Origin of the sequence: Tenacibaculum sp. M341 (assembly GCF_004337695.1) — a bacterium.
Lineage (GTDB): Bacteria > Bacteroidota > Bacteroidia > Flavobacteriales > Flavobacteriaceae > Polaribacter.
The window spans coordinates 293928-319699 of the sequence record NZ_SJXJ01000001.1 but is presented as its reverse complement, the minus strand read 5'-3'; the positions used below and the strand labels follow the sequence as shown (position 1 = coordinate 319699).

Sequence of the window (25772 nt, the reverse complement as noted above, 5' to 3'; positions counted from 1 at the left end):
AAATCTTTATACTGTTTGTTGCAATTCTTTGGTTTGTTCTAAACTTTGTAAAAAGTCGGTTGCGTTTTTAAAATGTAGTGTTCTTTTCTCCGCATCCATTTTATCTAAGTTGGTAATCAGCATTCGTAGTCGGGCATTTTTAGATAAAAACGCTCTATTTACATCCATAAATCTCCAAAACAACCCGTCCCAAATTTTCTGCCAATCACCATTTTCGTAATTACTCATTTTTTTGATGTAATTACTGCTACTTATATAAGGTTTGGTAGACATTAAGCCTCCATCAGCAAATAAACTCATACCATACACATTAGGTACCATTACCCAATCATATGCATCAATAAAAAGCTCCATAAACCATTGGTATACCTCATCAGGATCAAACTCACATAACAACATAAAATTCCCTAAAACCATTAATCGTTCAATATGATGAGCATATCCTGTTTTTAATATCTTTTTTATAATATTATCTACTGGTAAAATTCCTGTGGTACCTGTATAGAAAGGAGCTGGAATTTTTCTTTTATGCTTCCAGAAGTTTTTGGTACGCTCTTCTGTTCCTTTTACTTCGTAAACACCTCTAATGAATTCTCTCCATCCTAGAATTTGTCGAACAAAACCTTCTAATGAATTTAAAGGAACTCCATTCGAATTTGAATACTCTACAGCTTTATGTATAACATCTAAAGGAGCTAATAATCCTACATTTATTAATGGCGATAATACACTATGATTTAAAAAATGAGCTTCTTTTACCATTGCATCTTCATAATCACCAAACTCATGAAAACGTACTTCAAAAAATTGTTGTAGCCAGACTTCTGACTCTTCATAAGTAATTGGATAAATAGAAATGTTTGAAAGGTTTCCTATATTTTTAGAAAAATGATTTGATATATATATTCTGGCTTCTTCTGTAAATACATTCTTATCTGGAAAGGAAATAGCTGGTGGAATTTTGTTTTTAGGATACTTTTTTCGGTTATCTACATCATAAGTCCACTTTCCTCCTACAGGACCTCCATTTTCTATTAAAACATTTCTTTTTACTCGTTGTTCTTTGTAAAATGTTGTTTGAAAAAACTTCTTTTTTGTTGACTTAAAAAAAGGACTTAAATCTTCTCTAGAATTTATAAACAATGGATTGTCGTACCAGTGTAATTCTACAGAATCATTAATTACGCTTTTTATTCTCTTTTCTAGCCAATTATCAGTAGGATCAACAATATGTAACTCCTTCACCTCTGACTTCATTAAATCAGCAATCAATAATCTAATATCTGAAAGTGAATTCGCTGCTTCAATATACACTACCTCAAATCCGTTTTCTTTTAAATAACTTTCATAAAATTTCATTGTTGCTCTATGAAAATAAAGTTTTTGTTTATGAAAATTATATTGATTAAAAAACAATGCTTCTTCTACCATATAAATAATAGTATTTGAAGGTAGAAAATCAATATTTTTAAATAATTGATGTGGAAAAAGTATTGTTATATTCTTCATTTAAAATAATGTTGGTTGTAACCACATACTCTGATACGCTCCTTTACTATCGTATCTTTCTGCTTGTAGTTTTACGTTAAACTTTCTATCTCTTGGGTCGTTACCAACTCCTGCTACGTATTGCCAATTTCCATAATTGCTATGCACATCATAGTCAATTAACATACTTTCAAAATAAGCTGCTCCAATTCGCCAATCTAGCAACAAGTTTTTTGCGAAATAAGAAGCTACGTTTTGTCTGCCTCTATTGCTCATCCAACCTGTTTTTTGCAATTCAATCATATTTGCATTCACAAATGGTTCGTTTGTCTCTCCTTGAATCCATTTATCTATTAACTTCTGATCAACTTTCCAATCGTACTCAATATTTTTTATACCCGTTACTTTGAAAAGTTTATTCTGATGCTTTAACGATAAAAACTTAAAGTAATCTCGCCATATCAATTCAAAAATCAGCCAGTAAGTAGATTGATTACTTCCAAATTCAGCTTCAAACTTTTTTACCTCCCAATAAATTGTTCTTGCTGATATACTTCCATTTGCTAGCCACGAAGAAAATTTAGAACTGTAGTTCGTACCTATTAATCCGTTGCGTGTTTTTTTATACACTGCTAGCTTTTTGGATTCGAAAAAATACTCATTCAAACGTTCTTTTGCGGCATTCTCCCCCCCTTTAAAAGGAAAAGCTGTATTAATGGGCTTTGAAAAACTATTGAATCCTAATTTTGAAAGTGTTGGAGCCTCGTACTCAAATTCAATATAATCCTTTCTCGATTTCATTACCGATAAAGTTTCCTCTTGAATATTCCCATACTTCTCTACTTTCTTCCTGAAGTTGGTAAATACTTCTGGTATGGTACGTTCATTAAAAGGAATGTCTGCTGGATGATATAAAAACTGATCGTACATTTCAACTACTTCAGTACTCTCTGGTAGTTTATTTTTTACTTTATTGATCGTTTTTAACTCTTCATCAGTAAACTCTTTTTGAACATAAAGAGCATCCGCTTTGTGTGTCAGACAAATTTCAGGCAATAGAACATGCGGATGCTCATAAGAAAGAAAAAAAGAAATATTATGTTTCTTAAGATTTTCTGCTAAATTATTTACAGACTCAATTAAAAATTGAGCTCTAAACTTTTCTGTTTTTTTAAATCCGAATTGTGTTGTTTCAAACTCATTAGGATTAAAGAAATACGCAGCAATTACACGATCGTAATGAATACAAGCATCATGCAATACTTTATTGTCGTACACTCTTAAATTGTTTGTAAACCAAACTATAGCTGTTTTTGTCTGCTGCATTTTTTACTACAATATTTAACGTTCTCCCAGTCTCTTTCCCATTTTTTTCTCCATGTGAAAGGTCGCTTACAACACTCACATATTTTTGTTGGCAAATGCTGTTTTTTTACATTCCTCATTTTTGAACTATCAATGCATCTATCATACCTTTAAATACAAATGCATGAAAGGGCAAAACCGAATACCAATACAATCGTCCCCAAATTCCTTTTGGTCTAAAAACCGCACGCTGATATAGTTTGTTTTTTACAATTTTAAATTCTAACCAAGCTTCTCCTGGTAATTTCATTTCAGCAAATAACAACAAACGTTTTTCTTTTTTATCTGCTAATAAAACTCTCCAAAAATCAAGTGGATCACCAGGTTCTAAATACGTATTATGAGTTCTTCCTCTTCTTAAGCCTACGCCTCCAAAAAGTTTGTCAACATATCCTCTTATTCGCCACAACCAATTGAAACTATACCAACCATTCTCACCTCCGATACACCAAATTCTGTTAATGGTAAAGTCTTCATCTTCTATTTTTCTTGATCTTACATCTGAAAAACAACCAAACTTTGGAATTTGAATGTGGGTATTTAACTGTGCATTAAAAACACCACTACTCATAGCATCTTTCCAACTAGAAACTACATCATTTTGTTGAATTTTTTGAAAAGCTAAGGCAACAGATTCTTTGTACGTAATTGGAACAATATTTAACAAGCTATTTATATTGCTTTCTTTCGCTATTACCTCTACCTTCATACTATCTACTAAAGCTTGCGCTAGATTAAAAGAAGTTGAAGTAACAAAGTATAGCCAATAAGATGATAGTTTAGGAGTTAAAACCGGTAACGTAAAAATGTAACGTTTAAACTGCCTTACCTCTGCAAACTGTAATAACATTTGTTTGTAGGTTAATACCTCTGGTCCGCAAATATCAAATGAGTTATTGTACAATTTTTCATTAGCTAAGCCTTTCACTAAAAAGCTCAGTACATCTCTAATGGCAATGGGTTGTGTTTTTGTATTTAACCATTTAGGCGTTATCATTAAAGGTAACTTCTCTACAATATCTCTTATAATTTCAAAAGATGCACTTCCGCTACCTACTATAATACCTGCTCTAAAAGTGGTTAGTGCGTAATTATCAGATTTTAGTGCCTCCTCTACGCGTAATCGAGATTTTAAATGTTTCGACAATGAACTATCATTTACAATCCCGCTTAAATAAATAACTTGCTTACAATTTGTTTTTTCTACCAGCTTTTTAAAATTAAATGCGCACTTTTTTTCTAGATCTTGAAAATTAGTTGCTGTTGTAGACATGGAATGTATTAGATAATAAGCCGCATCTATATCTGTTGGAAAAGCTGGTATTTCTTCTTCTAAAAAGTCTACCTTTATAAATTCAATATTTTCCTTGTTTTCTATTTCATCAGGAATTCGATTTAAATCACGGACACAACAGACTAGTTTATGACCTTTTTCTAATAGTTTTAAAACTAATCTTTTTGCTATGTAGCCTGTTGTACCTGTGATTAATACCTTCATTTATATTGTTTTTTGAATTTCTTTAGGACGTTGATATCCTTCTCTTGTAAGCAGTTTAGGCACTGCATAACCATCTAAACCATTAATGGTAGCTACTTCTCCTTTAGATAGATTTAAGAAACCATCTTCTTCTAACATATCATCTTTTACATCAAAAAATTGAATTTCTCCAACAACCATAATGGTATCATTAGCTCTTATATAATACTCCTCTACAAATTTCATGGCTATTTTTACAGGAGATTCTTTTACAAAAGGTGCTACAAAGCCATTTAAATATTCGGGTGTTAAGTTGGTTACATCAAATTCAGAAATACTTTTATCATATTTTGCTGATGTATGATGCGCATCTTCTATTATTGGTTTTGTGATATGATTTAAAGTATAGTATCCTATTTCTTTTAAATTCTCATAAGTATTTCTAGGTACTGTTGTTGGTCTTAGAATAAACCCTAGTAACGGTGGATTTGAACCTAAGTGAATAATAGAACTAAAAACAGCTACGTTTTCTATGGCACTAGAAGAAATACTACCAATTAAATTGGCAGATTTATAGCCCGATAAGCTATTCATTAAATTAATTCTGTGAATATGATCAAAACTATTGATGTCTTCTTGTGTGAAAAATGCCATTAGTATTTTTTAAAGTTATTTATCTTAATGTTTGTTGCTTTTAAATCGTGCATTAGGTTATACAATCCAAAGAATGTTCTATTGATGTATATAAAGTGCTTAGAACCTCTATTACCATTCATATTTCTCAACTCAGTGTTCTTTGCATACTTGGTACCTAGCTCGGTTATTTTACCGAAGAATTCTTCATTAGAAAAATCGAATGTTTCGTTATTGAATGGTTCTGTAAAAAGACTCAACATTTCATGGAACATAGCCTTGAAAAATGTTAGTTCTTCTTGTGTATCATCTTCTCTTAATATTTCTAATTGATATAACTTCTCTACAAAGAAGGCTTCATTAGAAATATTATCCTTATTAGCTAACTCAAAATAAGGCACATAAAAGTCTTCTGGTACTTCTTTCATACAACCAAAATCCAATACAATTAACTCAGCTTCTTTTGAAATCAAAAAGTTACCTGGGTGTGGATCTGCATGTACTTTCTTTATCACATGCATTTGATACATGTAAAAATCCCATAAAGCTTGTCCTAATTTATTCGCTTTTTCAGTGTCTGTATTTGAACTTGTGAATTCTGAAAGATGTACTCCTTCCATCCAATCCATCGTTATAATTCTATCTGAAGAAAAATCTTCATAATAATTTGGAAAGCGTAAGTTAGCGATGTGCTTACAAGCATTAACGATAGCTTGACTTTGTGAAACTTCTAATATGTAATTCGTTTCTTCAATCAGCTTGTTTTCTACTTCTTTAAAGTATTTATCGCTGTCTTTACCTCTAATATTGAACATTTTAATAGCAATAGGTTTTACCAATGCTAAATCTGTTGAAATACTTTCGGCTACGCCTGGATATTGGATTTTAACCGCATACTTTTTTCCATCTTTTTCAGCTAAGTGAACTTGACCAATACTGGCTCCGCTTACCGCATTTAAATCAAACTTATCAAACAACTCGTTTGGAGCTTTTCCAAAATATTTTTTGAATGTTTTATTTACCAATGGTGGTGATAATGGTGGTACAGAAAATTGCGATAAAGAAAACTGCTCTACATAGGCTTGAGGTAAAATACCTTTTTCCATACTTAACATTTGAGCAACTTTTAAAGCACTTCCTTTTAACTGCTTTAAACCATCATAAATATCTTCAGCATTGTCTTTGTTTAACTGTTCTTTTGCTTCTTCTTCTCCACTAACTATTTTATTACCGTAGTATTTTAAATAGTTTACGCCAACTTTTGCTCCAGTTTGAACTAGTTTAGTGGCTCTTTGAATTTTTGAGGTGGGGATTCTGTCTATCGTCTTCATATATCTGTCTTCATTTTTTCTTTAAATAAAAATTTTCCTAAATCAATAACACTTTTGATTGGCGCAATATTTAATATTTCGAAACTTGCATTTACTGCTTTTTCAATAAAAACATCTGTTTTTTCAAAAGAAGCAGAAGTATCTTCTAACCAAAATTTCATCGTAAATAATAATTGTGCCCAAGCGCTTTCTCCAATAGCTTTATCTTGAATTTTTTCAATTCTCTCTTGCTTAAAATCAAGTTTATCTATATCTAAACTATGTATGAAGCTTATAAAATGCTTTCTTAATCCCTTTAATAATTTTAGGGATTGTAACTTATTAGCATCTAATGCATAGGTAACATAGCTTCTATTAGCAGTAAGTATTTCAAAAAAAGTGAAATAAAAACTTAATAGTTTGTTTCTGGTATCAAAGTCGTGAAACTCTTCGCTTTTGTGTAATAATTCTAATGTATTGACAAAAAACTCTGTAAAAACCGATGTTCTAATTGCTTCAAAAGATGCATAACTACTATAAAATAGTGCTTCATCAAAGTTGTTGTCTTTTGCAAACTTATATACCGATTTTGGATCTTCATTGTGTTCTAAAACATAATCCATATACATTGTTAAAATGTCTTCTTTTTTTATACTCTTCTTTTTAGCCATGAATAAAATTTTAAGTTACATTATGGTAACTAATTTGTAGTGTTTCAAAGATACGATTTTTTTGTTTAATTTTTACAACAATAAATTAAACAAAAATTAAATACTATAAAAAATACGAGCTATCATCGTTGATAGCTCGTATTTAATTACCAGTGTATATTACATTGATTAATTCTTCAAAGCATAGCCTGCTGCTCTTCCGAATTCCGCTAAGAATAATGTTGTTTTCTTTGATAATCTGTTTAATTCTTTAAGTAATAATTTTACCATTTTTTCTTATTTTATAATCCCAATTCAAATATAGATAATTAACATGGTTTAAGCATCAGTGTTTTCCCCCCTTATTAAAACATTATCAGTTAATTACACATTACAGAAAGTAAAAAACAACGATAAAATACATTTTTAAGCAGTATTAAATGATTCTTTAAAAAAAGACGAGAGCCATATTAAATATGGCTCTCGTTTAACAGTTTTTACTAATCTTAACTTAAAAAAAGTACTATTTTATCTTTTTATGTTTGTATAATCTTTCGATACTTTTTTAATAACTGTTAATTCCCTTAAGTAATAATACCTTATATTAAATAATATAATTAATCCCACTCCAAATATATAGAAAATTATCATATGTTAATAAAAAAAACATTGTTCTTTTATCACAAACAGCAAATAATCAATTACATATGGTAAAAAAAAGGATTTCTAATTGTATTTTAACTACATGAGGTTATTGCTTTTTTTAGTTTACTGATTAACACATAAAGTTCTTCTTCTTTATAACTTGCAAAACCTACACGAATACAGTTATGGTTCGATTTAATACTATCGTAACGATTAAAATCTCCAATTTCTAATTTATACTTTCGAGCTTCTAAAGCTATCTTGCTCCAATTGTAAGGTGTTTTCAAATGTAACCATACTGCCATACCTCCTTTCGGAATTTCAAAATCAACATAGTTTCCCAATTCAGATGACACCAATTCACAAAAAAGATCTCTTCTTCCCCTGTAGACTTTCATTACTCTTCTAATATGATTATCTAAATCGCCAGATTGAATAAAATCTGCAAATGTCAACTCTAACAAGGCATCTCCTTGTCTATCAACAATTCTTCTCAATTTTGCAGCTTCATCAATAAAAGATTTATGAGCTATTAAATATCCTATTCTAAAAACTGGTGCTACTGTTTTGCAAACTGATCCTATATAAATTACATTCCCGTTTACATCGTGACAGGCTAATGGTAAAATAGGTGCATGATTATAATTAAAATCATAATCGTAATCATCTTCTACAATAGCAAATCCATACTCTTTAGCTAAATTTAGTAAATGAATCCTTCTTTCTGCAGATAAAGTAACTGTAGTTGGATGATGATGATGAGAAGTTACATAAACAGCTTTTACCCTATGCAACTTACATAACTTTTCTAAATCCTTAGTTATTAATCCTTCTTCATCAACTCCAATTCTTTTTATGATTGCTTTCGATTTTTCAAAGGTAATATCTGCGGATATATAGTTGGTTTTTCCCACTACCACTACATCATTTTCTCTCAACAACAATTGGGAACTTAAATAAATACCATTTTGGCTACCTCTAGTTATTAAAATGTTATCTAGATTAATTTTTAATCCTCTTGTTTCATTCAAATAAGCCACTAATACTTTACGTAACTTTTCATTGCCATATGTAGAAACATATGAAAGATCTTTGTAAATATTCTTTTTACCTGCTACTCTTCGATAAGTTCTAGCAATTTCATCTACTGGAGTCAATCGAGTATCACATATTCCATCATTTATGTAAGTCCAATCATCTTTTAGTTCATTGAATTTTCTCCCTAGGAAATCATTGGTGTAAAAATCAAATTTCTTTGAATCGTTATTCTTTGTTTCTGATACTGATAATTCTTTCGGGTTAAAATCTGGTAATTTACAATGTACAAACGTACCTTTTTTGGGTACACTCTCTACCCAACCTTGCATTGCTAATTCGTCGTAACAAGCTACAATAGTTTTTCTATGAACATTTAATAAATCAGCTAAAGTTCTTGTTCCTGGCAATTTACTTTGCGACGGTAATTTTTGTTCTTTAATTAATTGTATAAATTGATTAGACAATTGAATATATAATGCTTGAGACGATTTTCTATCTAACTTAAAATAGGTTTTATACGGAAACATACTGGACTACTTATTGTTTTTCTTCTGGATGCTTATAGTAGTCCATAAAAATACTACTTTTGAAGTATAAATAAGAAAACTAACATGAATAGAAGTGAATTAAATAATTCTGAATTCAACGAATATTTTAAAAGATATATTGATCAATTACCTGAAAACATCAACCTAAAAGAAAGTTTTTCTGAAGGAATGAAAAACACTTATAATTTCTTCAGTAATATTTCAAACGACAAACTTGAGTATAAATATCAACCTGAAAAATGGACTGTTAAAGAAGTATTTCAACACATCATTGATACAGAACGTATTTTTATGAATCGTTGTTTTAGAATTGCTAGAAGAGATCCTGAAGACTTAACAAGTTTTGATCAAAATATATATATCGCTCCTTCTAAAGCTAATGATAAAAGTATTACTGATTTATTGGGAGAGTTTAAAATAAATAGAACCAATTCTATGTATTTATTAAATACTTTAAACAATGAAGATTTGTGTTTTGTAGGTAAGGCTGGCGGAAGTAATTTATCTGCTAGAGCAGCTGCTTTTATTATACCTGGTCATGATATTTGGCACCAAAAAGTAATTACAGAACTATATTTATAACAATAATGGTAGAATTTAAGATAGCGAGTGCAAGTGATTTTGAAATGCTTGCTTTGCTAGGTAGAGTTACTTTTAGAGAATCTCATGGTGGATATATTGAAGACAAAACAAATTTAACCGCATACCTTGATAAAGCTTTCTCTACCGAAAAAACTTTAGAAGAATTACAAAATAAAAATAACATCTATTATATAGTTTATAAAGACAAATTTCCTATTGGTTATGCTAAACTTGTATTAAACGCAACCATAGATTGTGTTTCTTCAAATAACAGCTGTAGACTGGAAAGAATTTATATTCTTGATGAGTTTATTGCTATGAAATATGGTTACGAGTTATGTAATCTTGTAATTAAAAAAGCTGAAGAACTAAACTTTGATACCATTTGGTTATCTGTATACATTAAAAACACCAGAGCTATTCATTTTTATGAAAAGTATGATTTTGAAAAAGTAGGAAACATCTCTTTTCAAATAGGTAAAAAAGGATATGATAATCCTATTTTATCAAAAAAACTATAGAGAACAATAAATTTAAAATTATGGAAGAATTTGAAAAAAGTAAACTAAATCGTGTTAAAAGAGGAGCTAATAGAGCTGTTTACGATAAAAAAGTAGTTCATGAAATTATAGATGCTGGTTTTTTAGCACATGTTGGATATATTTATGATGGTTACCCAATATCTATACCAATGGCTTATGCAAAAGATGGTGATAAATTATATTTTCATGGTTCTACCGGAAATAGAATGTTACTTTCTATTCTTGAAAGTAAAAAAACATCTATAAATATTACTCATTTAGACGGATTAGTATTAGCACGTTCTGGTCTTCATCATAGCGTAAATTATAGATCAGTTACCTTGTTTGGATCTTTACAAAAAATAGATGATGATGCTAGAAAAACAGAGATATTAGAAAAGACCATTAACAATATGACTCCTGATAGATGGGATAGTTTACGAACTATGACTCAACAAGAGTTAGATAGAACTATTATTGTTGAATTTACCATAGAACAAGCTTCGGCTAAAGTTAGAGCTGAAGGTGTGAATGACGAACCTGCTGATGAAAATTTGCCTATTTGGGCTGGAGTTATACCTATAAAGCAAATTGCTGAAAAACCTATTTCTGATGATAAACTAGCCGATAGTGTTCAAACACCAAAGCATATTATTGATTATTACGAAAAAAATAAAGCAACACTAGCTTAATAATTAAGATTTTAAAAGGTTAACCTTAATATATTGAATCTATTAATTGAAACATTTCTTCTCTAGATGGATTGTCTGGAAATGGTTTATTAAGAATTTTATGAAAAAATATTTTATAATCAGTTACCATTTCATTGAAGTCTGTTTCGGTTAACTTTTTAAAATCTTCAGTATCATCGGGTAATGCTCTTGACAAAATTTCGTCATACCAATCTTTATCTTCATAACTATTTATTTGCCAATCATCTCCTGTATGTTCCCATATAGAAATTATTCCCAGCAATCGTAATGGATCTGAACCAATAAATTGCCTTTCTTCTTTTACAGCCCAAAAATCACCTAAATACTCCTCTCGTTCATCAGGATACAAGAAAATTTTATATCCTTTAGATTTTATAATTCCTAAGGCTGTATTGTAAGTATTCATGGCATCAGCAATCCTACATTTGTTTTCTTTCATTATTTATAGAATTTTACTTTTTATAAGAAACAATATTGATATTATCAGATTTAACTTTGAACTGAAAAGATATTTTATAAAAATGTAAATTATCGAAATCTCTTTTTGTTAATTGAAGAAACTTACTCAATTCATTTATTGTTCTAAATTTAGTTTTAAAACAATTATTAAAATCTTCTAAATGAAATGTAAAATCCTTATCTAAATTGTTTTCTAGGTAACTAGCAAACTTCCTTTGTAAGTTCACTTTTTTATTTACGGAATACCAAGTGTAACCAAGTACTAAAAAAACAATGATCATAACTGGAAGGAAATATTTTTCTGAACCTGGATACGATCTTACACCTAGTGAAAAAATATTGGACATCAGCTTTTTCATTGTTGCTTTACATCAAAAAGTATTATGAGTTATTTTTTTCTGATAAATACTCTTTAGTATCTTCAAAATCGGCAATTAACATATTAATTCTTTTACTTTCAAAATATTCAATATACTCATCACGACTTTTATATACAGCATTCTCAAAACTTTCATAATGCTCTATACACCCTAATACTTCTTTACTCTTTTTTGTTGAAACCTTTTTTAAATACTCTTTCGTTAACTCTTTATCAATACCAAAAACAAGCTCGATATCAGTTGTGCACTCTAAATCTGTTCCTCCTCCATATTTTACACTATACAAGTCATAAATATCTTCAAAATCCATTATTTTATACAACATAAAAGCACATAACTGAATCGTTTCTGTTGGAATTTCTACTTCTTGACCTTCCAATTCTTCTGCTATTAGCCATTTTATTAGAACTTTATCAGACGGACTAAAATCATTGTAAAGAGTAAAAATTAACTCGCTCCTTTTCCAATAATTATCATCCCAATAATCGTTTTTTTGACATCTAAACTCTTCTAGAATGGTATTATCATTGGTTTTTCTATACTTTTCAAGTATTTCTTTCATAGCTGTAAATTTATAAGTTGATTTGTTTATGAATCGGAATTGGTAAATCTACTCCCTCTTTTATAAATCGTTTGTGAACCGCTTCTTTCAATTTACATTTTGTTTTAAATTCTTTAAAAGGTTCAACCAACCACACATAAGCCCGTAAATGAATATGATCGGAATGAATATCAATTACTCTAACATCAATTTCTCCGCTATTATTCATTTCATCTTTAATTACATTAGGTAATTTAAAAGCTTCTTCCTGAATAATTTTTCTAGCCAAATCAATATCAGCTTTCACTCCAACTTTAAAATTATTAAAACTAAGTACGTGAGAATCTTGTATGGTGTGATTTAAAACAGAATCGGTACTAATTACAGAGTTAGGTATAATTAATCTTTTGTTTTCAAAATTATTAATTACTGTATGTCTTAAAGTAATATCTTCTACTATTCCTACACGCTCTGTATCTAATTTTATGTAATCTCCTACTCTAAAAGGTTTAAAAATTACGATAAAAGCCCCTGCTATTAAATTCGATAAGGCAGCTTGAGCAGCAAAACCAATTACAGCTGCAATAATACCTGCTCCAGAAAAAATAATTGTGGCTTTACTTCTAAATAAAGGAACTGTAAGTATGATATACACCAAAGCAAAAATTCCGATAAAAAACTTTACGGAATTTCTTAAAAATTGAATACTGGTTCTACCAAAACGTTCTGATGTTCTTGATTTGATTATCAACAGAATCAGATATCTTATAATTCTTGATAAAATCCATGCAGTAAATACTACCAAAAATATGTAGAGTGAAATTCCTAGTAAAGAATCTAAGTCTAGTAGATATGTAAGTATTTTCTGCATATAAAGTTAGTATCTAAAATAAAGCTGTCTGACTTTCATCATCGCCTTCTTTCTTCTTTTTAATGGCATTTTCAAGCGCCTTTTTAGCTTTATCTTCTTTACTTACCATATTAGATGGTCTTTCAACCGCATCCTCTTCTACATTTTCCACGTTTTCAGTAACTTCTTCAACAGGCACTTCCTCTGGTTCCTCTTCATATGGAAGTGACTCTAAAAAGTTAATCGTTCTTATTTTAGCTGCTGTTAATTGATTACCTACTGCTTTAATTCCTTTGATAGATATAAAATCTTCAAAATTTACTTCCATTCTAGGTAAACTACGTTTAGAAAACACAATTTCTACTACAGGTCTGTAATCAGTAGCTACAATTTGTAACTGAGATTTTTCATGATCTGTAATAAATACTTCTTCTTTATCTGTAGACTCTAATAAAAATCTCTTCACAAAATAACGTTCTTTATGACCGTCGTAATAAATAGCTGAAATTGGTTTTTTAGGCTTCCATTTTTCTAGTACAATCATATCATTGGTAAAATGCATTGCCAAATCTGGAGTAACCGCTTTTGCTTTACCTGATTGGGATACTATTAATATTTTATCTTCTGCCTTAAACTCTCCTAACAGCTCTCCTCTTTCATCAACATTTAATCTCTTCACAGTATCATCAAACCAAATTTTACGAGGCTTTAAAGTAGAAACCCCAGCTTCTTTAAATTCAATTTTCTTAATACTTTGTTTAGTAATTAAATTTCCTCTTACAGATCTTCCTTTAATAGCTAAATCTGCAAAGTCTATATCCCATTTTAATTTTTTAATACTCCCTACTGCTCTCAATAAAACAGTCACTATTTCAGCTTCACCATTTGGGTTCGCTGTAAAGTATAATACTTTAGAACCTTTATTCCCGTTTGTTAAATCATATTCTTTATCTCTGGTTACTGAGGTAACATTGAAACGTTTCATATAACTTGGTCCACGAGTACCATCCTTGTACATCATATTGTACACGGTTCTTTTGTCTTTTTTCTTAAATACTGCAATATGGATAATGCCTTTACCAACAAAAGTTTTAGATCCTACTTTGGTTACTAACATTTTTCCATCTTCTTTGAAAACTATGATGTCATCAATATCTGCACAATCAGATACAAACTCATCTTTTTTCAAAGAAGTTCCAATGAATCCTTCTTCTCTATTTACATAAAGTTTGGCATTTCTCATAACCACTTTAGTAGCTACGATATCATCAAAAATTCTGATTTCTGTTTTACGTTCTTTTCCTTTTCCATATTTTGCTTTTAATTCTTTATAATAATCAATAGCAAATTCTATTAAGTTATCTAAATGATGTTTTACTTCAGCAATTTTTTCTTCTAAGCTTTCTATAAACTGCTTAGCCTTATCAATATCAAACTTCGAAATCTTTTTAATTCTGATTTCAGTAAGCTTTACAATATCTTCTTCGGTTACTGCACGTTTTAAATGTGTAACATGTGGCGCCAATCCTTTGTCAATTGCCTCAATTACACCATCCCAAGTTTCTTGTTCTTCAATATCACGATAAATTCTATTTTCAATAAAAATTCGTTCTAAAGAAGAAAAATGCCATTGTTCTTCTAACTCATTTAATTGAATTTCTAGTTCTCTTTTTAATAATTCTACCGTAAAGTCAGTAGACTTTTTAAGTACTTCAGAAACACCAATAAAAATAGGTTTGTTATCTTCAATAATACAACATAACGGTGAAATAGAATTCTCACAATTGGTAAATGCATAAAGAGCATCAATTGTTTTATCTGGAGAAATATTTGGTGGTAAATGCACTACAATTTCTACATCTGCAGCCGTATTATCTTCTATTTTCTTTATTTTAATTTTTCCTTTATCGTTCGCTTTTAATATGCTATCAATTAAAGAAGTTGTAGTAGTTCCGAATGGAATTTCAGTTATTACTAATGTTTTCTTGTCAAGCTGAGATATTTTTGCTCTTACACGTACCTTTCCTCCTCTTTTACCATCACTGTAATTGGTAAAATCAGCAACACCTCCTGTTAAAAAATCTGGAACAATTGTAAAACTACGACCTTTTAAATACTTAATGGATGCATCAATTAATTCATTAAAGTTATGAGGAAGAATTTTTGTTGAAAGTCCTACTGCAATACCTTCAGCTCCTTGTGCAAGTAACAATGGGAACTTTACAGGAAGGTTTACTGGTTCTTTTTTACGACCATCATAAGATAACTGCCATTCTGTAGTTTTAGCATTGAAAACAACATCTAATGCAAATTTAGATAAACGTGCTTCAATATAACGCGATGCTGCAGCTCTATCTCCTGTTAAGATATTCCCCCAGTTACCCTGCATATCAATTAAAAGCTCTTTTTGTCCCATTTGCACCATGGCATCTGCAATAGAAGCATCACCATGTGGGTGATACTGCATTGTATGACCTACAATGTTTGCTACCTTGTTATAACGCCCATCATCTAAATCTTTCATAGAATGCATAATACGACGTTGCACAGGCTTAAAACCATCTTCAATGGAAGGTACTGCTCTTTCTAAAATTACATACGAAGCATAATCTAAAAACCAATCTTTGTACATACCAGTTACCTTAGTAATGGTTTCTGTATTTTCTGATTGATTTTCGTTGGTTAATTCTTCGTCGTGTTCGTAATTGTTATTTTCTTCGCTCATGTATTAACTTTATACGCTTTGAGTGTTATTTTTTAAATATAAATAAATTATTAGTCTCCACCACATCCTCCACAAGAACTGCATGAACTACAAGAGCTACATGAGCTACAAGAAGAAGAACAACTTGTAGTACAAGAACTATCTCCAAAAAACCAATTAGAAGAACCTTTTGCTTTACTCAATTGATTTCCCAAGAGTACCGTTAAAGTTCCTACTAATATGATATGTTCATTATTTATAATTTTTCTTAAATAATCGTCTTTTGTATCTATATAACTATTTATTTCTGATAAGAATTTCCTTTTTAATTTTCTTTGATAAACAGTAGAAAAATACCAGTAAGAAATTACCAATAGTGCAATAGTTACTATCATTAAAACAGATAAAGGTTTTTGACGTAAAAAACCAATGATCAATCTAGAAAAAATAAAAGAATAAAAAACAAAAAGTAAAATTAAAGCATAAATTTTACCTTGAATTAACTCTTTAGAATGTAAAACTTTATCTATGATCAAATCTGCTACATTAGATAATCTTTTAAATAATGATTTATTCTTAATTTCATTAATAGCAACTCTTAAACTGTCGTCAGGAAACCTTTCTATATAATTAAGAACTGCATTTTCATAAACATCCTCTTCTTCTGTTCTTGTTTTTTTTAATGATACTGCCGCTTTATCGTCTTCATCAGAAACTTTTAAAAAGCTTTTATCAAATAAATCATTGCATTTATATAATACTAACTTATGTAAACTTTGTTCAGCTACTTCAATAATTTCTTCTTTGGTTAATTTTCTTAAATATGGATTTTTAAAAATTAATTCTTCAAATGCCTTTTTTACACTGTAACCAATTACTATATCTAAAATACCAATTAATCCCAAAAAAGCAAAAAGAGTTATCGTTACAAACCCCGGATTATCTATCATTAATAAGATAGGTTTCCATAACATAACTGCTGGTATTAATAGAACTAACCCTATCAACAACAGCTTACTTTTATCATCAATTATATTATTCAATCTTTCGTCAACCTTGTTAATCTGTATATTATCCTCAAAAGATTGAGTAGTCCAGATTACTTCATTTTTAGTCTTAAAGTATTTTTCATATTTATCAGCTGTAAAACTTACTGCATTAGCTAAATTTTCTTGTTCACCTACTCTTCCTGTTGATGGAATATGCTTTATATTTTTACCTAAAAGATCACAAAACTGCTGATATGATTCAGAAAAAGTCAAATGTAAATGCCAGACAATATCAATAATATGAGATGGTGAGACCATTTTCTTTGAAACAGCTGCTAAAAACATAAACTTTTTATATTCTAAAATAGCATCTTCTGTAAACTTAATAGACCAATTATTTTCGTATGACAGCTTTATTGAAAAACCATAATCTTCTTCTGGGTGATCTAACTTAAAATCTCTCACATTTTCCCAGAGCAATTTTTCTTCTTTATTCATGTATTTAACTTTCCTCTACAATATCTTGTTCAACCTTTAAATTTTGAATGATAAATTTTTGTCTATCAGGTGTATTTTTCCCCATATAGAATTGAAGCATCTGATCTATAGACATTTCTTTATCTAGCATTACAGGATCTAAACGAATATCATCACCTATAAAATGAACAAATTCGTTTGGAGAAATCTCCCCAAGTCCTTTAAATCGTGTAATTTCAGGTTTTCCTCTCAATTTATTGATAGCAGCTTGTTTTTCAGCTTCGGAATAACAATAATGTGTTTCCTTTTTATTACGAACTCTAAATAAAGGTGTTTCTAAAATGTATAAATGCCCCTCTTTAATTACTTCTGGAAAAAACTGTAAAAAGAAGGTTATTAATAACAAACGAATATGCATACCATCTACATCGGCATCAGTTGCAATTACAATGTTGTTATATCGTAATCCTTCTAAACCATCTTCAATATTTAAAGCAGCTTGCAATAAATTAAACTCCTCGTTTTCGTATACAATTTTCTTGGTTAATCCGTAAGAATTTAAAGGTTTTCCCTTTAAACTAAAAACGGCTTGAGTGTTAACATTTCTTGACTTAGTGATTGATCCAGAAGCCGAATCTCCCTCCGTTATAAATAAAGTTGTATTTAAATAATCTTCCTTTTTAGTATCACCAAAATGAATACGACAATCACGTAATTTTTTGTTATGTAAATTTGCTTTTTTAGCTCTATCTCTTGCTAGTTTTCGTATTCCAGAAAGTTCTTTACGCTCTTTTTCTGCTTGTAAAATCTTTTTCTGTAATGTTTCAGCAATTACTGTATTCTTGTGTAGATAATTATCTAACTTATTTTTTACAAAGTCATTGATATAAGTACGAACTGTTGGTAAATCACCTCCCATTTCGGTAGAACCTAACTTTGTTTTTGTTTGACTTTCAAAAACAGGTTCCATTACTTTAATAGAAATGGCTGCTATTATTGATTTACGTATATCTGAAGCTTCAAAATTTTTACCATAAAACTCTCTGATTGTTTTAACAACTGCTTCTCTAAACGCTGCTTGGTGTGTACCTCCTTGTGTAGTATTTTGACCATTTACAAACGAATGATATTCTTCTGAATATTGCGTTTTACTATGCGTCATTGCAACTTCAATATCATCTCCTTTTAAATGAATTATTGGATACAACATATCTTCTTGATTGTTGTTATCTTCTAATAAATCCTTTAATCCATTTTCTGAATAATACTTTTCTCCATTGAAAACAATTGTTAACCCTGGATTTAAGTATACATAGTTTTTTAGTAGACGAATTACATACTCAGGACGGTATTTATAGTTTTTAAAAATAGCATCATCTGCAATAAATGTTACTTTAGTTCCTCTTCTTCTAGATGTTTCTTCTAAAAGGTCTTGATTTGTAAGATTCCCTTTTTCAAATTCTGCTGAAGCAGATTTACCATCACGTGTACTTTCTACCCTAAAAAAAGTAGATAATGCATTTACTGCTTTGGTACCAACTCCGTTTAAACCTACTGACTTTTTAAAGGCTCTACTATCGTATTTACCTCCTGTATTCATTTTAGAAACCACGTCAACTACTTTCCCTAAAGGGATACCACGACCGTAATCTCTAACAATTACTTTATTTCCTTGAATAGATACTTCTATGGTTTTACCAGTACCCATTACAAATTCATCAATAGAGTTATCTAAAACCTCTTTAACCAAAATATAAATACCATCATCTGGCGAAGATCCATCTCCTAGCTTCCCAATGTACATTCCAGGTCGCATTCGGATATGTTCCTTCCAATCGAGTGATCGTATATTATCTTCGGTATATTTCGTTTCTTGCGTCATAAAAATCAGTAAAGTTGAGGTATGAACCGCTAATATAGTACTTAGCTTTATTTTTAAAAAGAATATAATCAGGATTTAATTAACAAAAAACGCCAACGATGTTAAAAACGTTGACGTTGGGTATTTTAATCTATTTTTTAGACTATTCTGACCAATATCTTAAAGTAACTACAATGAATCCATCTGCCTCTACAAGATCATTTGATAATGTTATTGTTTTACTACTCGCTCCATCAAAGTATCCATCAAAAGCGTCAAAACGATATGATCCTTCTTCTAAATTAAAAAACAAATCTATTGGATCTCCTTGATTTTCTCCTGCGGAAAAATATACATTCGTTGCTAAATTTTGCGCAAAATATCCTGGTAAGGTATCTGCTGATATTGAATTTCCATTATTATCAACTAACTCAATTCTTACATTAAATGTTTGTGGAATTTCTTTTAAATCTTTAGCAACATCTATGATTTCTTCAACATAATTAGAAACACCAATAAAACCTTGGTTAATTTTCCCTATCAATCTTTGAACTTCTGATACGTTATTACTGTTTATAGCTGTAACTAATGCTTGAGAATCGTTTTCTACACCATCACCAATTCCTTCTATTTGAGAAGCTCCAAAAACAATTTCATCTACTTCTAAATTTGGATTTAAATTTTCAGCATTGTAAGCAAAAGAAATAATTTCATCAGAATATTCTTCAATAGTAGCAAACTCTTTATTTATAATTGCTAAAAAACCTGTTGTATTTGGCGTTTGACCAAAAAAGTACTCAACAGTAAGAGTTCTTAACGCTGAAGTTGCTTTTTCATTACTATTAGTAATAACTTCTCCAGATGTAATTATTGAATTTAAAGAGTTACTTGTATTTTTTTGAGCTTTTAAATTAAAACCAAATGCTGTTAAACAAACAATACAGATAAATTTTAGTGTAATTTTTTTCATTTTTTTGAGATTAAATTATTTTATCCTGAAATTTATTCATTGGTTTAAAAGTTATCTAAACTATAAATTTAATTTTCTGTTATCATAAAAGTCTCAATGTTAATTTAAAATCAGTTTTAAATTAATTACAATAAAAAATCTCTGTCGAATTTAAATATCAACAGAGATTTTTTTAAAAGTTTTAATTGCTTATTATGTTCTTATTTAGAACTACTTTTCTTATTAAACATACTTGCTATAGATTTTAAACCTGCATTATCTTGATCTATCTTACTACTATTTACCATTTTCATAATAGCAGAAGGATCCATTTTTTCTCCTAACAATCTAGCAATTCCTACTCCAAATTTTTCAGCTTCAACAACCCCAACAATTTCTTTAATATCATCAGTTGTTTCACCTAAGTAATAAATAGTTCCTCTTCCTATTTTGTCATTAAACTTCATTAATGTTTTATATTCTGAATCTTTAAAAATACTTCTTAGCTTATTTTTTTCAGTTGTTAACTCTTCTTCACTTGCATCAGATTTAGCTAAGAATGCAATATTAACTTTTTTAACACTTTTAAAAGCTTTTAAATCTTCTTCAGATACATCTTCCTTTAAATCAAAAGGCAGTGTACTTGTTGAAAAATCTAATGTTGTAAAGTTGTCATTAGACTGACTTTCAACCAAGTATTTTTGCAAGGTTAGTTCCTTTTGGCAAGAATTCAAAAAAACTGCCAAAAACAGTATTGATATGGTAGTATATAGTTTTTTCATGGAATTTATATTTTTAAACCAAGAGGAATTTTTCCTCTTGGTTATGTATTAGATTAAAATTATTTGTTCGATTTTTTCTCGTAGTTACCAGCTATTTTTGCTAGTTTGTTTACATCTATTTCTCCTGTTAATGAAATAATAGTTGCTGAAGGCTTATCATCTTTGTCTTCTTTATCAGAACTTTTCACATACATTAAAACCTCACTTACAATATCTTTATTACTTGTAGATTTGATGTAAATTTTAACTCTAGATCCTTTATCTTTTACTCTCATTAACTGAGTTAAGTTTGAACTTTTAATAGCCTTATTAACCATTTCATCCATTTGAGCTGCTATTTTCATATCTTCAGTAGAAAAAACTTTTAACTCTTCTAATGATTTCGCTGTATTAATAATTTCCATATCTTCAGATTGCGCATCTGGAAACTTTTTAATTAACTCAAAAGCATCCTTGGTTACAACTACAGATGAAACTTCATCTAAATACTCTAATTTATCAAACATAGATTGACTAAATCCTACGTTAGCGGCAAATATAAATGCTAATAATATGATTACTTTTTTCATGATTTCTAATTTTTAAACTTGGGTTTACTTGTTTACTTTTTTAATTAATAATTTACTTTGTTAAGTACTGTTTTCACAGTTGAATCGTAGGTACCTAATTTACCAACAGCTTCTCTTCCTTTATTTAAATTGTTTGAAACTGCATACAATGCGTCATTTCCTTTATTTAAATTGAATGAAACCTGCAACAATGCTTCTTTTACTTGAGCATATTGTTGTTTTGCTACATATTTATCATGCTCTTGCTTTCCTAAATAAATACTTACGACTAAAGTTAAAGATGCTGCTATTGATAACCATTTTAAGTTCTTACTTTTTGTTTTCTTAGGTTTTAACTGAATGATTGTATCACAAACTTCACTTTGACTTTCTTTAAAATACTCAAACAGCGCTACGTATTCTTGTAAATGTGGAGCTACATTACCCGATGTAAAATATGTTCTTAATAATTGCTCTTCTCTTACAGAAGTTTCCGCTTCTAAGTATTTTTCTAATAACTTTTCTATGTTAGCTAACTCCATAGTTATGTTTTTTAATTAACGCTTCTCTTATTGTTTTGCGAGCTCTAGATAAAGCTACTCGAACTGCTGTTGGCTTCATATTTACCATTTCACATATTTCGTTAAAATCATATTGTTCAATATCTCTTAACTGAATAATCATTCTTTGCTGTTCGGGCAAATTTTCTATAAGCTCATGCACTTGGTTTACACTATCCTTATATTCTACTTTCTTTTCTAACAATGTTTCTTTTTCTTTATAATTGCTATGCACCAATGTTAAGTTGCTAGCTTGTTTCGATTTTAATCTATCAAAACAATAATTTTTTGTCATTGTCATTGCAAAAGCTTCTACATTCTTATAAGTAGCCAATTTTTCCTTGTTTCTCCATAATTTAAAATAAAGCTCTTGTGTCGCATCTTCTGCTTCCTCTCTCGATACAAGCAAGCGTTTTGCTAAACGAAACACCTTATCTTTAAAGGGTAAAACAGCTTTTAAAAAGTCTGATTGGTTCATAGTTTGGTTACTTAATTGTTAGTTGTATTAACTTCTTTTACACACTTACGACGAGCCAGTGTTTTTTTTGTTACAATTATATTTCAAATAAATACTAATTTTTACATAAATTACGTTAAATACTATAGGTACATTGTAATTTTAATTATAAATTTACAATTATTAAGAGTAATTATTTTGTTATGAAAGCTAGATTTAAAACGAGTGTAATGTTAATTGAAAATATAAAAAGTATACGAATGAAACGAAACATGACCTACAAAGTATTATTGCTTTTAATAACTTTCTTCTCTTTATTTAATTGTAGTAAAGATGAATTTGTTCCTGGTGATTTAGAAGTGAATGATTTTGTTTGGACAGGTTTAAATGCTTATTACAGATGGCAAGGTGAAATTAGCGATTTATCTGACAGAAGATTTTCTACCAGAGAACAACTAAACACTTATTTAGCTGGATTTGATGAACCTAATACTATTTTTCAAAGTTTATTATACAGACCTATTGATATTGATTCTGTTTCTACTCTTCATGAAGATTTCAATATTTTAGAAGAACAATTAAAAGGTGTTATTCTTACTACAGGAATGGAATTTGAAATTGTTAATTTCAGAGACAATTCTGAAAATGTTTTTGCATTTGTTTCTTATGTACACCCTAATTCTAGCGCTTCTCGTAACGGTGTAACAAGAGGTATGATTTTTACAGCTGTAAATGACACCCCATTAACTAGAGCAAACTACAGAGGTTTATTATTGAACAATCCTACAGGATATTCTATTACGTTGGCTGATAACTATAATAATGGTAATCCAATGATTACTCCTGCTTCACCTACAACTACTCCAGCCGTCATTGATTTAGTAGCAGAAACAATCTCACCAGATCCTGTTGCAATTAATAAAACATTTACTGAAGGAACTACCAAAATAGGTTATTTGTTATATAATGAATTCAATAATGAGTTTTTAAATGAATTGAATATTGCTTTTGCTAATTTTAGAACAGAAGCTATTGACGAATTAATTGTTGACTTACGATACACTTCTAATGGATCTATTGAAGCTGTGAATATTTTAGCTAGTTTGATTGCTGGTCAATTAAAAGGTGAAGTTTTAGCCTCTGAAGTATGGAATAATAAAGTAAACACCAACAGAAGCACACAATTATTAGAAACTTTAATCACTGATATTCTTCCTAACAGAAATCCTTTAAATGCTTTAAATCTTACTAAGGTATATTTTTTAACGTCTAATAAAACAGCTTCAGCTTCTGAAGTTTTAATTAATGGTTTAGCTTCTCATATTGATGTTCATACCATAGGAGAAAACACTAAAGGTGTTTACAATGCCTTTTCTGTTTTATATGATTCTGAAAATTACAAGAAATTTGAAATAAATCCTAGCCATAATTATGCATTACTTCCTAACGTTGCAACTGTACTAAACAAAGATGCGATAAATAGCAGAATCACTGCATCACAAACATTAGCGGAAGATTATGGTAATTTAGGAGAATTAGGTGAAAGAACTGACCCTATTTTAGATTTTGCAATAGATAATATTATTAATAGTACTACATCTGATGTTCCTTCGGAATTCAGACGTCATGGTAACTCTAAAGAAAACTATGTTACCAATGAAGTTTTATTAACTCCTCTTAAATAAATAAGAAGGAGTTATAAAAAACTTTGAATAGCTAATTCATAACTTTTTAGTCCAAAACCAGAAATTACTCCCTTAGCATTCGGAGCTATGTAGCTTGTATGTCTAAATTTTTCTCTAGAATGAACATTAGAAATATGAACTTCAATAACTGGAGTTTCTATTGCTTTAACTGCATCTCCTATTGCTACTGAAGTATGTGTGTAAGCAGCTGCATTCAAAACAATTCCGTCATAAGAAAAACCAACTTCATGAATCTTATTGATTATTTCACCTTCAATATTTGATTGAAAATATATCAACTCTACATTCGAATACTTTTCTTTTAATTCTTCTTCAAAAAATGACTCAAAAGATGTATTTCCATATATAGTTGGCTCTCTTTTACCTAATAAATTTAAATTAGGTCCATTTATAATTATTAATTTCATTTTAAAAATATTTTTACCTACCCCAAAGATTATAAACAATACCTAAACCTAAATGACTATAAGTTGGCTGTCTTTTTTTAACAGCAGAATAGAAAAGGTTAAATTTAAAGCTATCTGTTAACTTATACCCTAATAGAGGTTTAAAAAAGATACCACCTCTATCTCCACTTGGAGACAATCCCACAGCAAAACCTGCATCAATACCAAAATAAAAAGCATCGCTAGCAGAATGAAACCTTACAGAACCACCGATAGGCATGTACAGGAAAGAATCCTTTCTTTCTCCATTAAACTCTTTAGGCAAATAAAGTACAAAATTCAACGAAGGTCCTACTTTAATATTATTAGAAACTTCAAATAGGTAATTAGCATCTAAACCATAAGCAAACGTAGAAAAATTTTCTATGTTACCAATAGTAATTCCTGTATTCACCCCCACATTTACTTCTTCTTGAGAAAATAGATTATTTAGTGAAAATAAAATAAAAACAATTACTAGATTATTCTTCATATATAGAGATTTGCGTACGAATATAAAGATATTTTTAAGGTATAAAAAAAGAGACTGTTTAAAAAACAGCCTCTTTTAAAATATATTTTTATTCTAAATTAGAAAGAGTAGTATCCTCCTAATCCGATAACAGCAGCATTAGAACCATCTACACTGATTCCAGAGTAAGTAGCTTGTAATGTAATGTTATCCATAACTTTGTAACCTACCATTGGTCTGTAGTAAAATCCACTTTCTAAACCAGTGTCTACACCGATAGCGTAACCTAAGTCAGCACCTAATACAAACTTTTCAGAAACATTATACCTTGCAGCAGCAGCAACTGGTAAAAAAGCATTACTTGGTCCTTCAACTGTTACAGATGTTCCTCCTGCAGTAAAAGTTTGATCTTTACCTAAAAATTGTAAGTAAGAAAAAGATGCTCCTAATTCGAAATCGTCAGATAATCCGAATAAATAGTTAATTTCACCACCATAAGCAAAAGAACTAGCATCACTAGCGTCACCTACTGGTAAACCGATGTTAGCACCAACGTTGAAAGTTCCTTCTTGTGCATTTAATGTAATTCCGAAAGTTACCATAGCAATAGCTAATAATAATTTTTTCATAATTTTTTATAAT

The 25772-nt window shown here is 29.7% G+C and carries 27 protein-coding genes; 4 read left to right on the top strand and 23 right to left on the bottom strand.

Annotated elements, in window-relative coordinates:
* Nucleotides 1-6: 6 nt before the first annotated feature.
* The 8 genes from EYW44_RS01295 to EYW44_RS01260 all read right to left on the bottom strand — a co-directional run bounded on the left by EYW44_RS01295 (nucleotide 7) and on the right by EYW44_RS01260 (nucleotide 9133).
* Nucleotides 7-1509, bottom strand: coding sequence for a cryptochrome/photolyase family protein (locus EYW44_RS01295; protein WP_132721605.1), 1503 nt, complete (start codon nucleotides 1507-1509; stop codon nucleotides 7-9).
* Entirely contained in the window at nucleotides 1510-2814 is a 1305-nt protein-coding gene (locus tag EYW44_RS01290; RefSeq protein ID WP_132721603.1) for a DASH family cryptochrome, read from the bottom strand.
* The gene (locus EYW44_RS01285) at nucleotides 2790-2933 is read right to left on the bottom strand and encodes a DUF2256 domain-containing protein (RefSeq protein ID WP_132721601.1); all 144 of its coding nucleotides are present in this window, start codon (nucleotides 2931-2933) and stop codon (nucleotides 2790-2792) included. Before EYW44_RS01285 ends, EYW44_RS01290 begins: the two co-directional genes overlap by 25 nt.
* Nucleotides 2930-4351, bottom strand: coding sequence for an SDR family oxidoreductase (locus tag EYW44_RS01280; protein WP_132721599.1), 1422 nt, complete (start codon nucleotides 4349-4351; stop codon nucleotides 2930-2932). The genes EYW44_RS01285 and EYW44_RS01280 overlap by 4 nt, the downstream gene beginning before the upstream one ends.
* The gene (locus tag EYW44_RS01275) at nucleotides 4352-4984 is read right to left on the bottom strand and encodes a flavin reductase family protein (RefSeq protein ID WP_132721597.1); all 633 of its coding nucleotides are present in this window, start codon (nucleotides 4982-4984) and stop codon (nucleotides 4352-4354) included.
* Nucleotides 4984-6294 carry an ABC1 kinase family protein gene (locus EYW44_RS01270; RefSeq protein WP_132721595.1) on the bottom strand — a complete coding sequence of 437 codons (1311 nt, stop codon included), beginning with the start codon at nucleotides 6292-6294 and terminating at the stop codon, nucleotides 4984-4986. Before EYW44_RS01270 ends, EYW44_RS01275 begins: the two co-directional genes overlap by 1 nt.
* The gene (locus tag EYW44_RS01265) at nucleotides 6291-6944 is read right to left on the bottom strand and encodes a TetR family transcriptional regulator C-terminal domain-containing protein (RefSeq protein WP_132721593.1); all 654 of its coding nucleotides are present in this window, start codon (nucleotides 6942-6944) and stop codon (nucleotides 6291-6293) included. Before EYW44_RS01265 ends, EYW44_RS01270 begins: the two co-directional genes overlap by 4 nt.
* A gap of 716 nt (nucleotides 6945-7660) precedes the next feature.
* The gene (locus EYW44_RS01260) at nucleotides 7661-9133 is read right to left on the bottom strand and encodes an aminotransferase-like domain-containing protein (RefSeq protein WP_132721591.1); all 1473 of its coding nucleotides are present in this window, start codon (nucleotides 9131-9133) and stop codon (nucleotides 7661-7663) included.
* An 84-nt stretch (nucleotides 9134-9217) separates the two neighbouring features.
* Between EYW44_RS01260 and EYW44_RS01255 the strand changes: the two genes are divergently transcribed.
* The 3 genes from EYW44_RS01255 to EYW44_RS01245 are packed head-to-tail and all read left to right on the top strand — an operon-like array spanning nucleotide 9218 to nucleotide 10949.
* Nucleotides 9218-9736, top strand: coding sequence for a DinB family protein (locus tag EYW44_RS01255; protein ID WP_132721589.1), 519 nt, complete (start codon nucleotides 9218-9220; stop codon nucleotides 9734-9736).
* Nucleotides 9737-9741: 5 nt separating this feature from the next.
* The gene (locus tag EYW44_RS01250) at nucleotides 9742-10257 is read left to right on the top strand and encodes a GNAT family N-acetyltransferase (protein WP_132721587.1); all 516 of its coding nucleotides are present in this window, start codon (nucleotides 9742-9744) and stop codon (nucleotides 10255-10257) included.
* 20 nt (nucleotides 10258-10277) lie between these two features.
* Nucleotides 10278-10949, top strand: coding sequence for a pyridoxamine 5'-phosphate oxidase family protein (locus tag EYW44_RS01245; RefSeq protein WP_132721585.1), 672 nt, complete (start codon nucleotides 10278-10280; stop codon nucleotides 10947-10949).
* Between the two features lie 25 nt (nucleotides 10950-10974).
* Here the strand turns inward: EYW44_RS01245 and EYW44_RS01240 are convergent, their stop codons facing one another.
* The 12 genes from EYW44_RS01240 to EYW44_RS01185 all read right to left on the bottom strand — a co-directional run bounded on the left by EYW44_RS01240 (nucleotide 10975) and on the right by EYW44_RS01185 (nucleotide 22548).
* Nucleotides 10975-11409: a hypothetical protein gene (locus EYW44_RS01240; protein WP_132721583.1), complete on the bottom strand. Its 435-nt coding sequence runs from the start codon at nucleotides 11407-11409 to the stop codon at nucleotides 10975-10977.
* A gap of 13 nt (nucleotides 11410-11422) precedes the next feature.
* Nucleotides 11423-11788: a hypothetical protein gene (locus EYW44_RS01235; protein WP_132721581.1), complete on the bottom strand. Its 366-nt coding sequence runs from the start codon at nucleotides 11786-11788 to the stop codon at nucleotides 11423-11425.
* A 22-nt stretch (nucleotides 11789-11810) separates the two neighbouring features.
* Complete coding sequence (locus EYW44_RS01230) at nucleotides 11811-12371, bottom strand: hypothetical protein (RefSeq protein ID WP_132721579.1); 561 nt, start codon at nucleotides 12369-12371, stop codon at nucleotides 11811-11813.
* A 10-nt stretch (nucleotides 12372-12381) separates the two neighbouring features.
* Nucleotides 12382-13221, bottom strand: a complete 840-nt coding sequence (locus EYW44_RS01225; protein WP_132721577.1) for a mechanosensitive ion channel family protein — start codon at nucleotides 13219-13221, stop codon at nucleotides 12382-12384.
* A 13-nt stretch (nucleotides 13222-13234) separates the two neighbouring features.
* The gene (locus EYW44_RS01220) at nucleotides 13235-15925 is read right to left on the bottom strand and encodes a DNA gyrase/topoisomerase IV subunit A (RefSeq protein ID WP_132721575.1); all 2691 of its coding nucleotides are present in this window, start codon (nucleotides 15923-15925) and stop codon (nucleotides 13235-13237) included.
* Nucleotides 15926-15975: 50 nt separating this feature from the next.
* Nucleotides 15976-17391 (bottom strand): glycine-rich domain-containing protein, encoded by a 1416-nt coding sequence (locus EYW44_RS01215; RefSeq protein ID WP_132721573.1) that lies wholly within the window; start codon nucleotides 17389-17391, stop codon nucleotides 15976-15978.
* Between the two features lie 4 nt (nucleotides 17392-17395).
* Complete coding sequence (locus EYW44_RS01210) at nucleotides 17396-19252, bottom strand: DNA topoisomerase IV subunit B (RefSeq protein ID WP_132721571.1); 1857 nt, start codon at nucleotides 19250-19252, stop codon at nucleotides 17396-17398.
* Nucleotides 19253-19394: 142 nt separating this feature from the next.
* Entirely contained in the window at nucleotides 19395-20201 is an 807-nt protein-coding gene (locus tag EYW44_RS01205; RefSeq protein ID WP_132721569.1) for a hypothetical protein, read from the bottom strand.
* A 200-nt stretch (nucleotides 20202-20401) separates the two neighbouring features.
* Nucleotides 20402-20962 (bottom strand): DUF4252 domain-containing protein, encoded by a 561-nt coding sequence (locus EYW44_RS01200; protein ID WP_132721567.1) that lies wholly within the window; start codon nucleotides 20960-20962, stop codon nucleotides 20402-20404.
* Between the two features lie 59 nt (nucleotides 20963-21021).
* Complete coding sequence (locus EYW44_RS01195; protein ID WP_132721565.1) at nucleotides 21022-21531, bottom strand: DUF4252 domain-containing protein; 510 nt, start codon at nucleotides 21529-21531, stop codon at nucleotides 21022-21024.
* A gap of 44 nt (nucleotides 21532-21575) precedes the next feature.
* Nucleotides 21576-22052 carry a hypothetical protein gene (locus EYW44_RS01190; RefSeq protein WP_132721563.1) on the bottom strand — a complete coding sequence of 159 codons (477 nt, stop codon included), beginning with the start codon at nucleotides 22050-22052 and terminating at the stop codon, nucleotides 21576-21578.
* Nucleotides 22039-22548 carry an RNA polymerase sigma factor gene (locus tag EYW44_RS01185; protein ID WP_132721561.1) on the bottom strand — a complete coding sequence of 170 codons (510 nt, stop codon included), beginning with the start codon at nucleotides 22546-22548 and terminating at the stop codon, nucleotides 22039-22041. The genes EYW44_RS01190 and EYW44_RS01185 overlap by 14 nt, the downstream gene beginning before the upstream one ends.
* 239 nt (nucleotides 22549-22787) lie before the next feature.
* On the opposite strand from EYW44_RS01185, the gene EYW44_RS01180 reads away from it, so the two are divergent.
* Nucleotides 22788-24212 (top strand): S41 family peptidase, encoded by a 1425-nt coding sequence (locus tag EYW44_RS01180; RefSeq protein WP_165872130.1) that lies wholly within the window; start codon nucleotides 22788-22790, stop codon nucleotides 24210-24212.
* 11 nt (nucleotides 24213-24223) lie between these two features.
* On the opposite strand, the gene aroQ is transcribed toward EYW44_RS01180, so the two are convergent.
* The 3 genes from aroQ to EYW44_RS01165 form a co-directional block, all read right to left on the bottom strand.
* Complete coding sequence (gene aroQ, locus EYW44_RS01175) at nucleotides 24224-24640, bottom strand: type II 3-dehydroquinate dehydratase (RefSeq protein WP_132721557.1); 417 nt, start codon at nucleotides 24638-24640, stop codon at nucleotides 24224-24226.
* A 13-nt stretch (nucleotides 24641-24653) separates the two neighbouring features.
* Nucleotides 24654-25151: a hypothetical protein gene (locus tag EYW44_RS01170; protein ID WP_132721555.1), complete on the bottom strand. Its 498-nt coding sequence runs from the start codon at nucleotides 25149-25151 to the stop codon at nucleotides 24654-24656.
* A gap of 98 nt (nucleotides 25152-25249) precedes the next feature.
* A complete protein-coding gene (locus EYW44_RS01165) occupies nucleotides 25250-25759 on the bottom strand; it encodes an outer membrane beta-barrel protein (protein ID WP_132721553.1) in 510 nt (169 codons plus the stop codon).
* Nucleotides 25760-25772 lie beyond the last annotated feature (13 nt).

Bases quoted from the DNA above. Each gene is read 5' to 3' on its own strand.
- EYW44_RS01295 (WP_132721605.1), bottom strand. From the start codon at position 1,509: ATGAAGAATATAACAATACTTTTTCCACATCAATTATTTAAAAATATT.
- EYW44_RS01290 (WP_132721603.1), bottom strand. From the start codon at position 2,814: ATGCAGCAGACAAAAACAGCTATAGTTTGGTTTACAAACAATTTAAGA.
- EYW44_RS01285 (WP_132721601.1), bottom strand. From the start codon at position 2,933: ATGAGGAATGTAAAAAAACAGCATTTGCCAACAAAAATATGTGAGTGT.
- EYW44_RS01280 (WP_132721599.1), bottom strand. From the start codon at position 4,351: ATGAAGGTATTAATCACAGGTACAACAGGCTACATAGCAAAAAGATTA.
- EYW44_RS01275 (WP_132721597.1), bottom strand. From the start codon at position 4,984: ATGGCATTTTTCACACAAGAAGACATCAATAGTTTTGATCATATTCAC.
- EYW44_RS01270 (WP_132721595.1), bottom strand. From the start codon at position 6,294: ATGAAGACGATAGACAGAATCCCCACCTCAAAAATTCAAAGAGCCACT.
- EYW44_RS01265 (WP_132721593.1), bottom strand. From the start codon at position 6,944: ATGGCTAAAAAGAAGAGTATAAAAAAAGAAGACATTTTAACAATGTAT.
- EYW44_RS01260 (WP_132721591.1), bottom strand. From the start codon at position 9,133: ATGTTTCCGTATAAAACCTATTTTAAGTTAGATAGAAAATCGTCTCAA.
- EYW44_RS01255 (WP_132721589.1), top strand. From the start codon at position 9,218: ATGAATAGAAGTGAATTAAATAATTCTGAATTCAACGAATATTTTAAA.
- EYW44_RS01250 (WP_132721587.1), top strand. From the start codon at position 9,742: ATGGTAGAATTTAAGATAGCGAGTGCAAGTGATTTTGAAATGCTTGCT.
- EYW44_RS01245 (WP_132721585.1), top strand. From the start codon at position 10,278: ATGGAAGAATTTGAAAAAAGTAAACTAAATCGTGTTAAAAGAGGAGCT.
- EYW44_RS01240 (WP_132721583.1), bottom strand. From the start codon at position 11,409: ATGAAAGAAAACAAATGTAGGATTGCTGATGCCATGAATACTTACAAT.
- EYW44_RS01235 (WP_132721581.1), bottom strand. From the start codon at position 11,788: ATGAAAAAGCTGATGTCCAATATTTTTTCACTAGGTGTAAGATCGTAT.
- EYW44_RS01230 (WP_132721579.1), bottom strand. From the start codon at position 12,371: ATGAAAGAAATACTTGAAAAGTATAGAAAAACCAATGATAATACCATT.
- EYW44_RS01225 (WP_132721577.1), bottom strand. From the start codon at position 13,221: ATGCAGAAAATACTTACATATCTACTAGACTTAGATTCTTTACTAGGA.
- EYW44_RS01220 (WP_132721575.1), bottom strand. From the start codon at position 15,925: ATGAGCGAAGAAAATAACAATTACGAACACGACGAAGAATTAACCAAC.
- EYW44_RS01215 (WP_132721573.1), bottom strand. From the start codon at position 17,391: ATGAATAAAGAAGAAAAATTGCTCTGGGAAAATGTGAGAGATTTTAAG.
- EYW44_RS01210 (WP_132721571.1), bottom strand. From the start codon at position 19,252: ATGACGCAAGAAACGAAATATACCGAAGATAATATACGATCACTCGAT.
- EYW44_RS01205 (WP_132721569.1), bottom strand. From the start codon at position 20,201: ATGAAAAAAATTACACTAAAATTTATCTGTATTGTTTGTTTAACAGCA.
- EYW44_RS01200 (WP_132721567.1), bottom strand. From the start codon at position 20,962: ATGAAAAAACTATATACTACCATATCAATACTGTTTTTGGCAGTTTTT.
- EYW44_RS01195 (WP_132721565.1), bottom strand. From the start codon at position 21,531: ATGAAAAAAGTAATCATATTATTAGCATTTATATTTGCCGCTAACGTA.
- EYW44_RS01190 (WP_132721563.1), bottom strand. From the start codon at position 22,052: ATGGAGTTAGCTAACATAGAAAAGTTATTAGAAAAATACTTAGAAGCG.
- EYW44_RS01185 (WP_132721561.1), bottom strand. From the start codon at position 22,548: ATGAACCAATCAGACTTTTTAAAAGCTGTTTTACCCTTTAAAGATAAG.
- EYW44_RS01180 (WP_165872130.1), top strand. From the start codon at position 22,788: ATGAAACGAAACATGACCTACAAAGTATTATTGCTTTTAATAACTTTC.
- aroQ (WP_132721557.1), bottom strand. From the start codon at position 24,640: ATGAAATTAATAATTATAAATGGACCTAATTTAAATTTATTAGGTAAA.
- EYW44_RS01170 (WP_132721555.1), bottom strand. From the start codon at position 25,151: ATGAAGAATAATCTAGTAATTGTTTTTATTTTATTTTCACTAAATAAT.
- EYW44_RS01165 (WP_132721553.1), bottom strand. From the start codon at position 25,759: ATGAAAAAATTATTATTAGCTATTGCTATGGTAACTTTCGGAATTACA.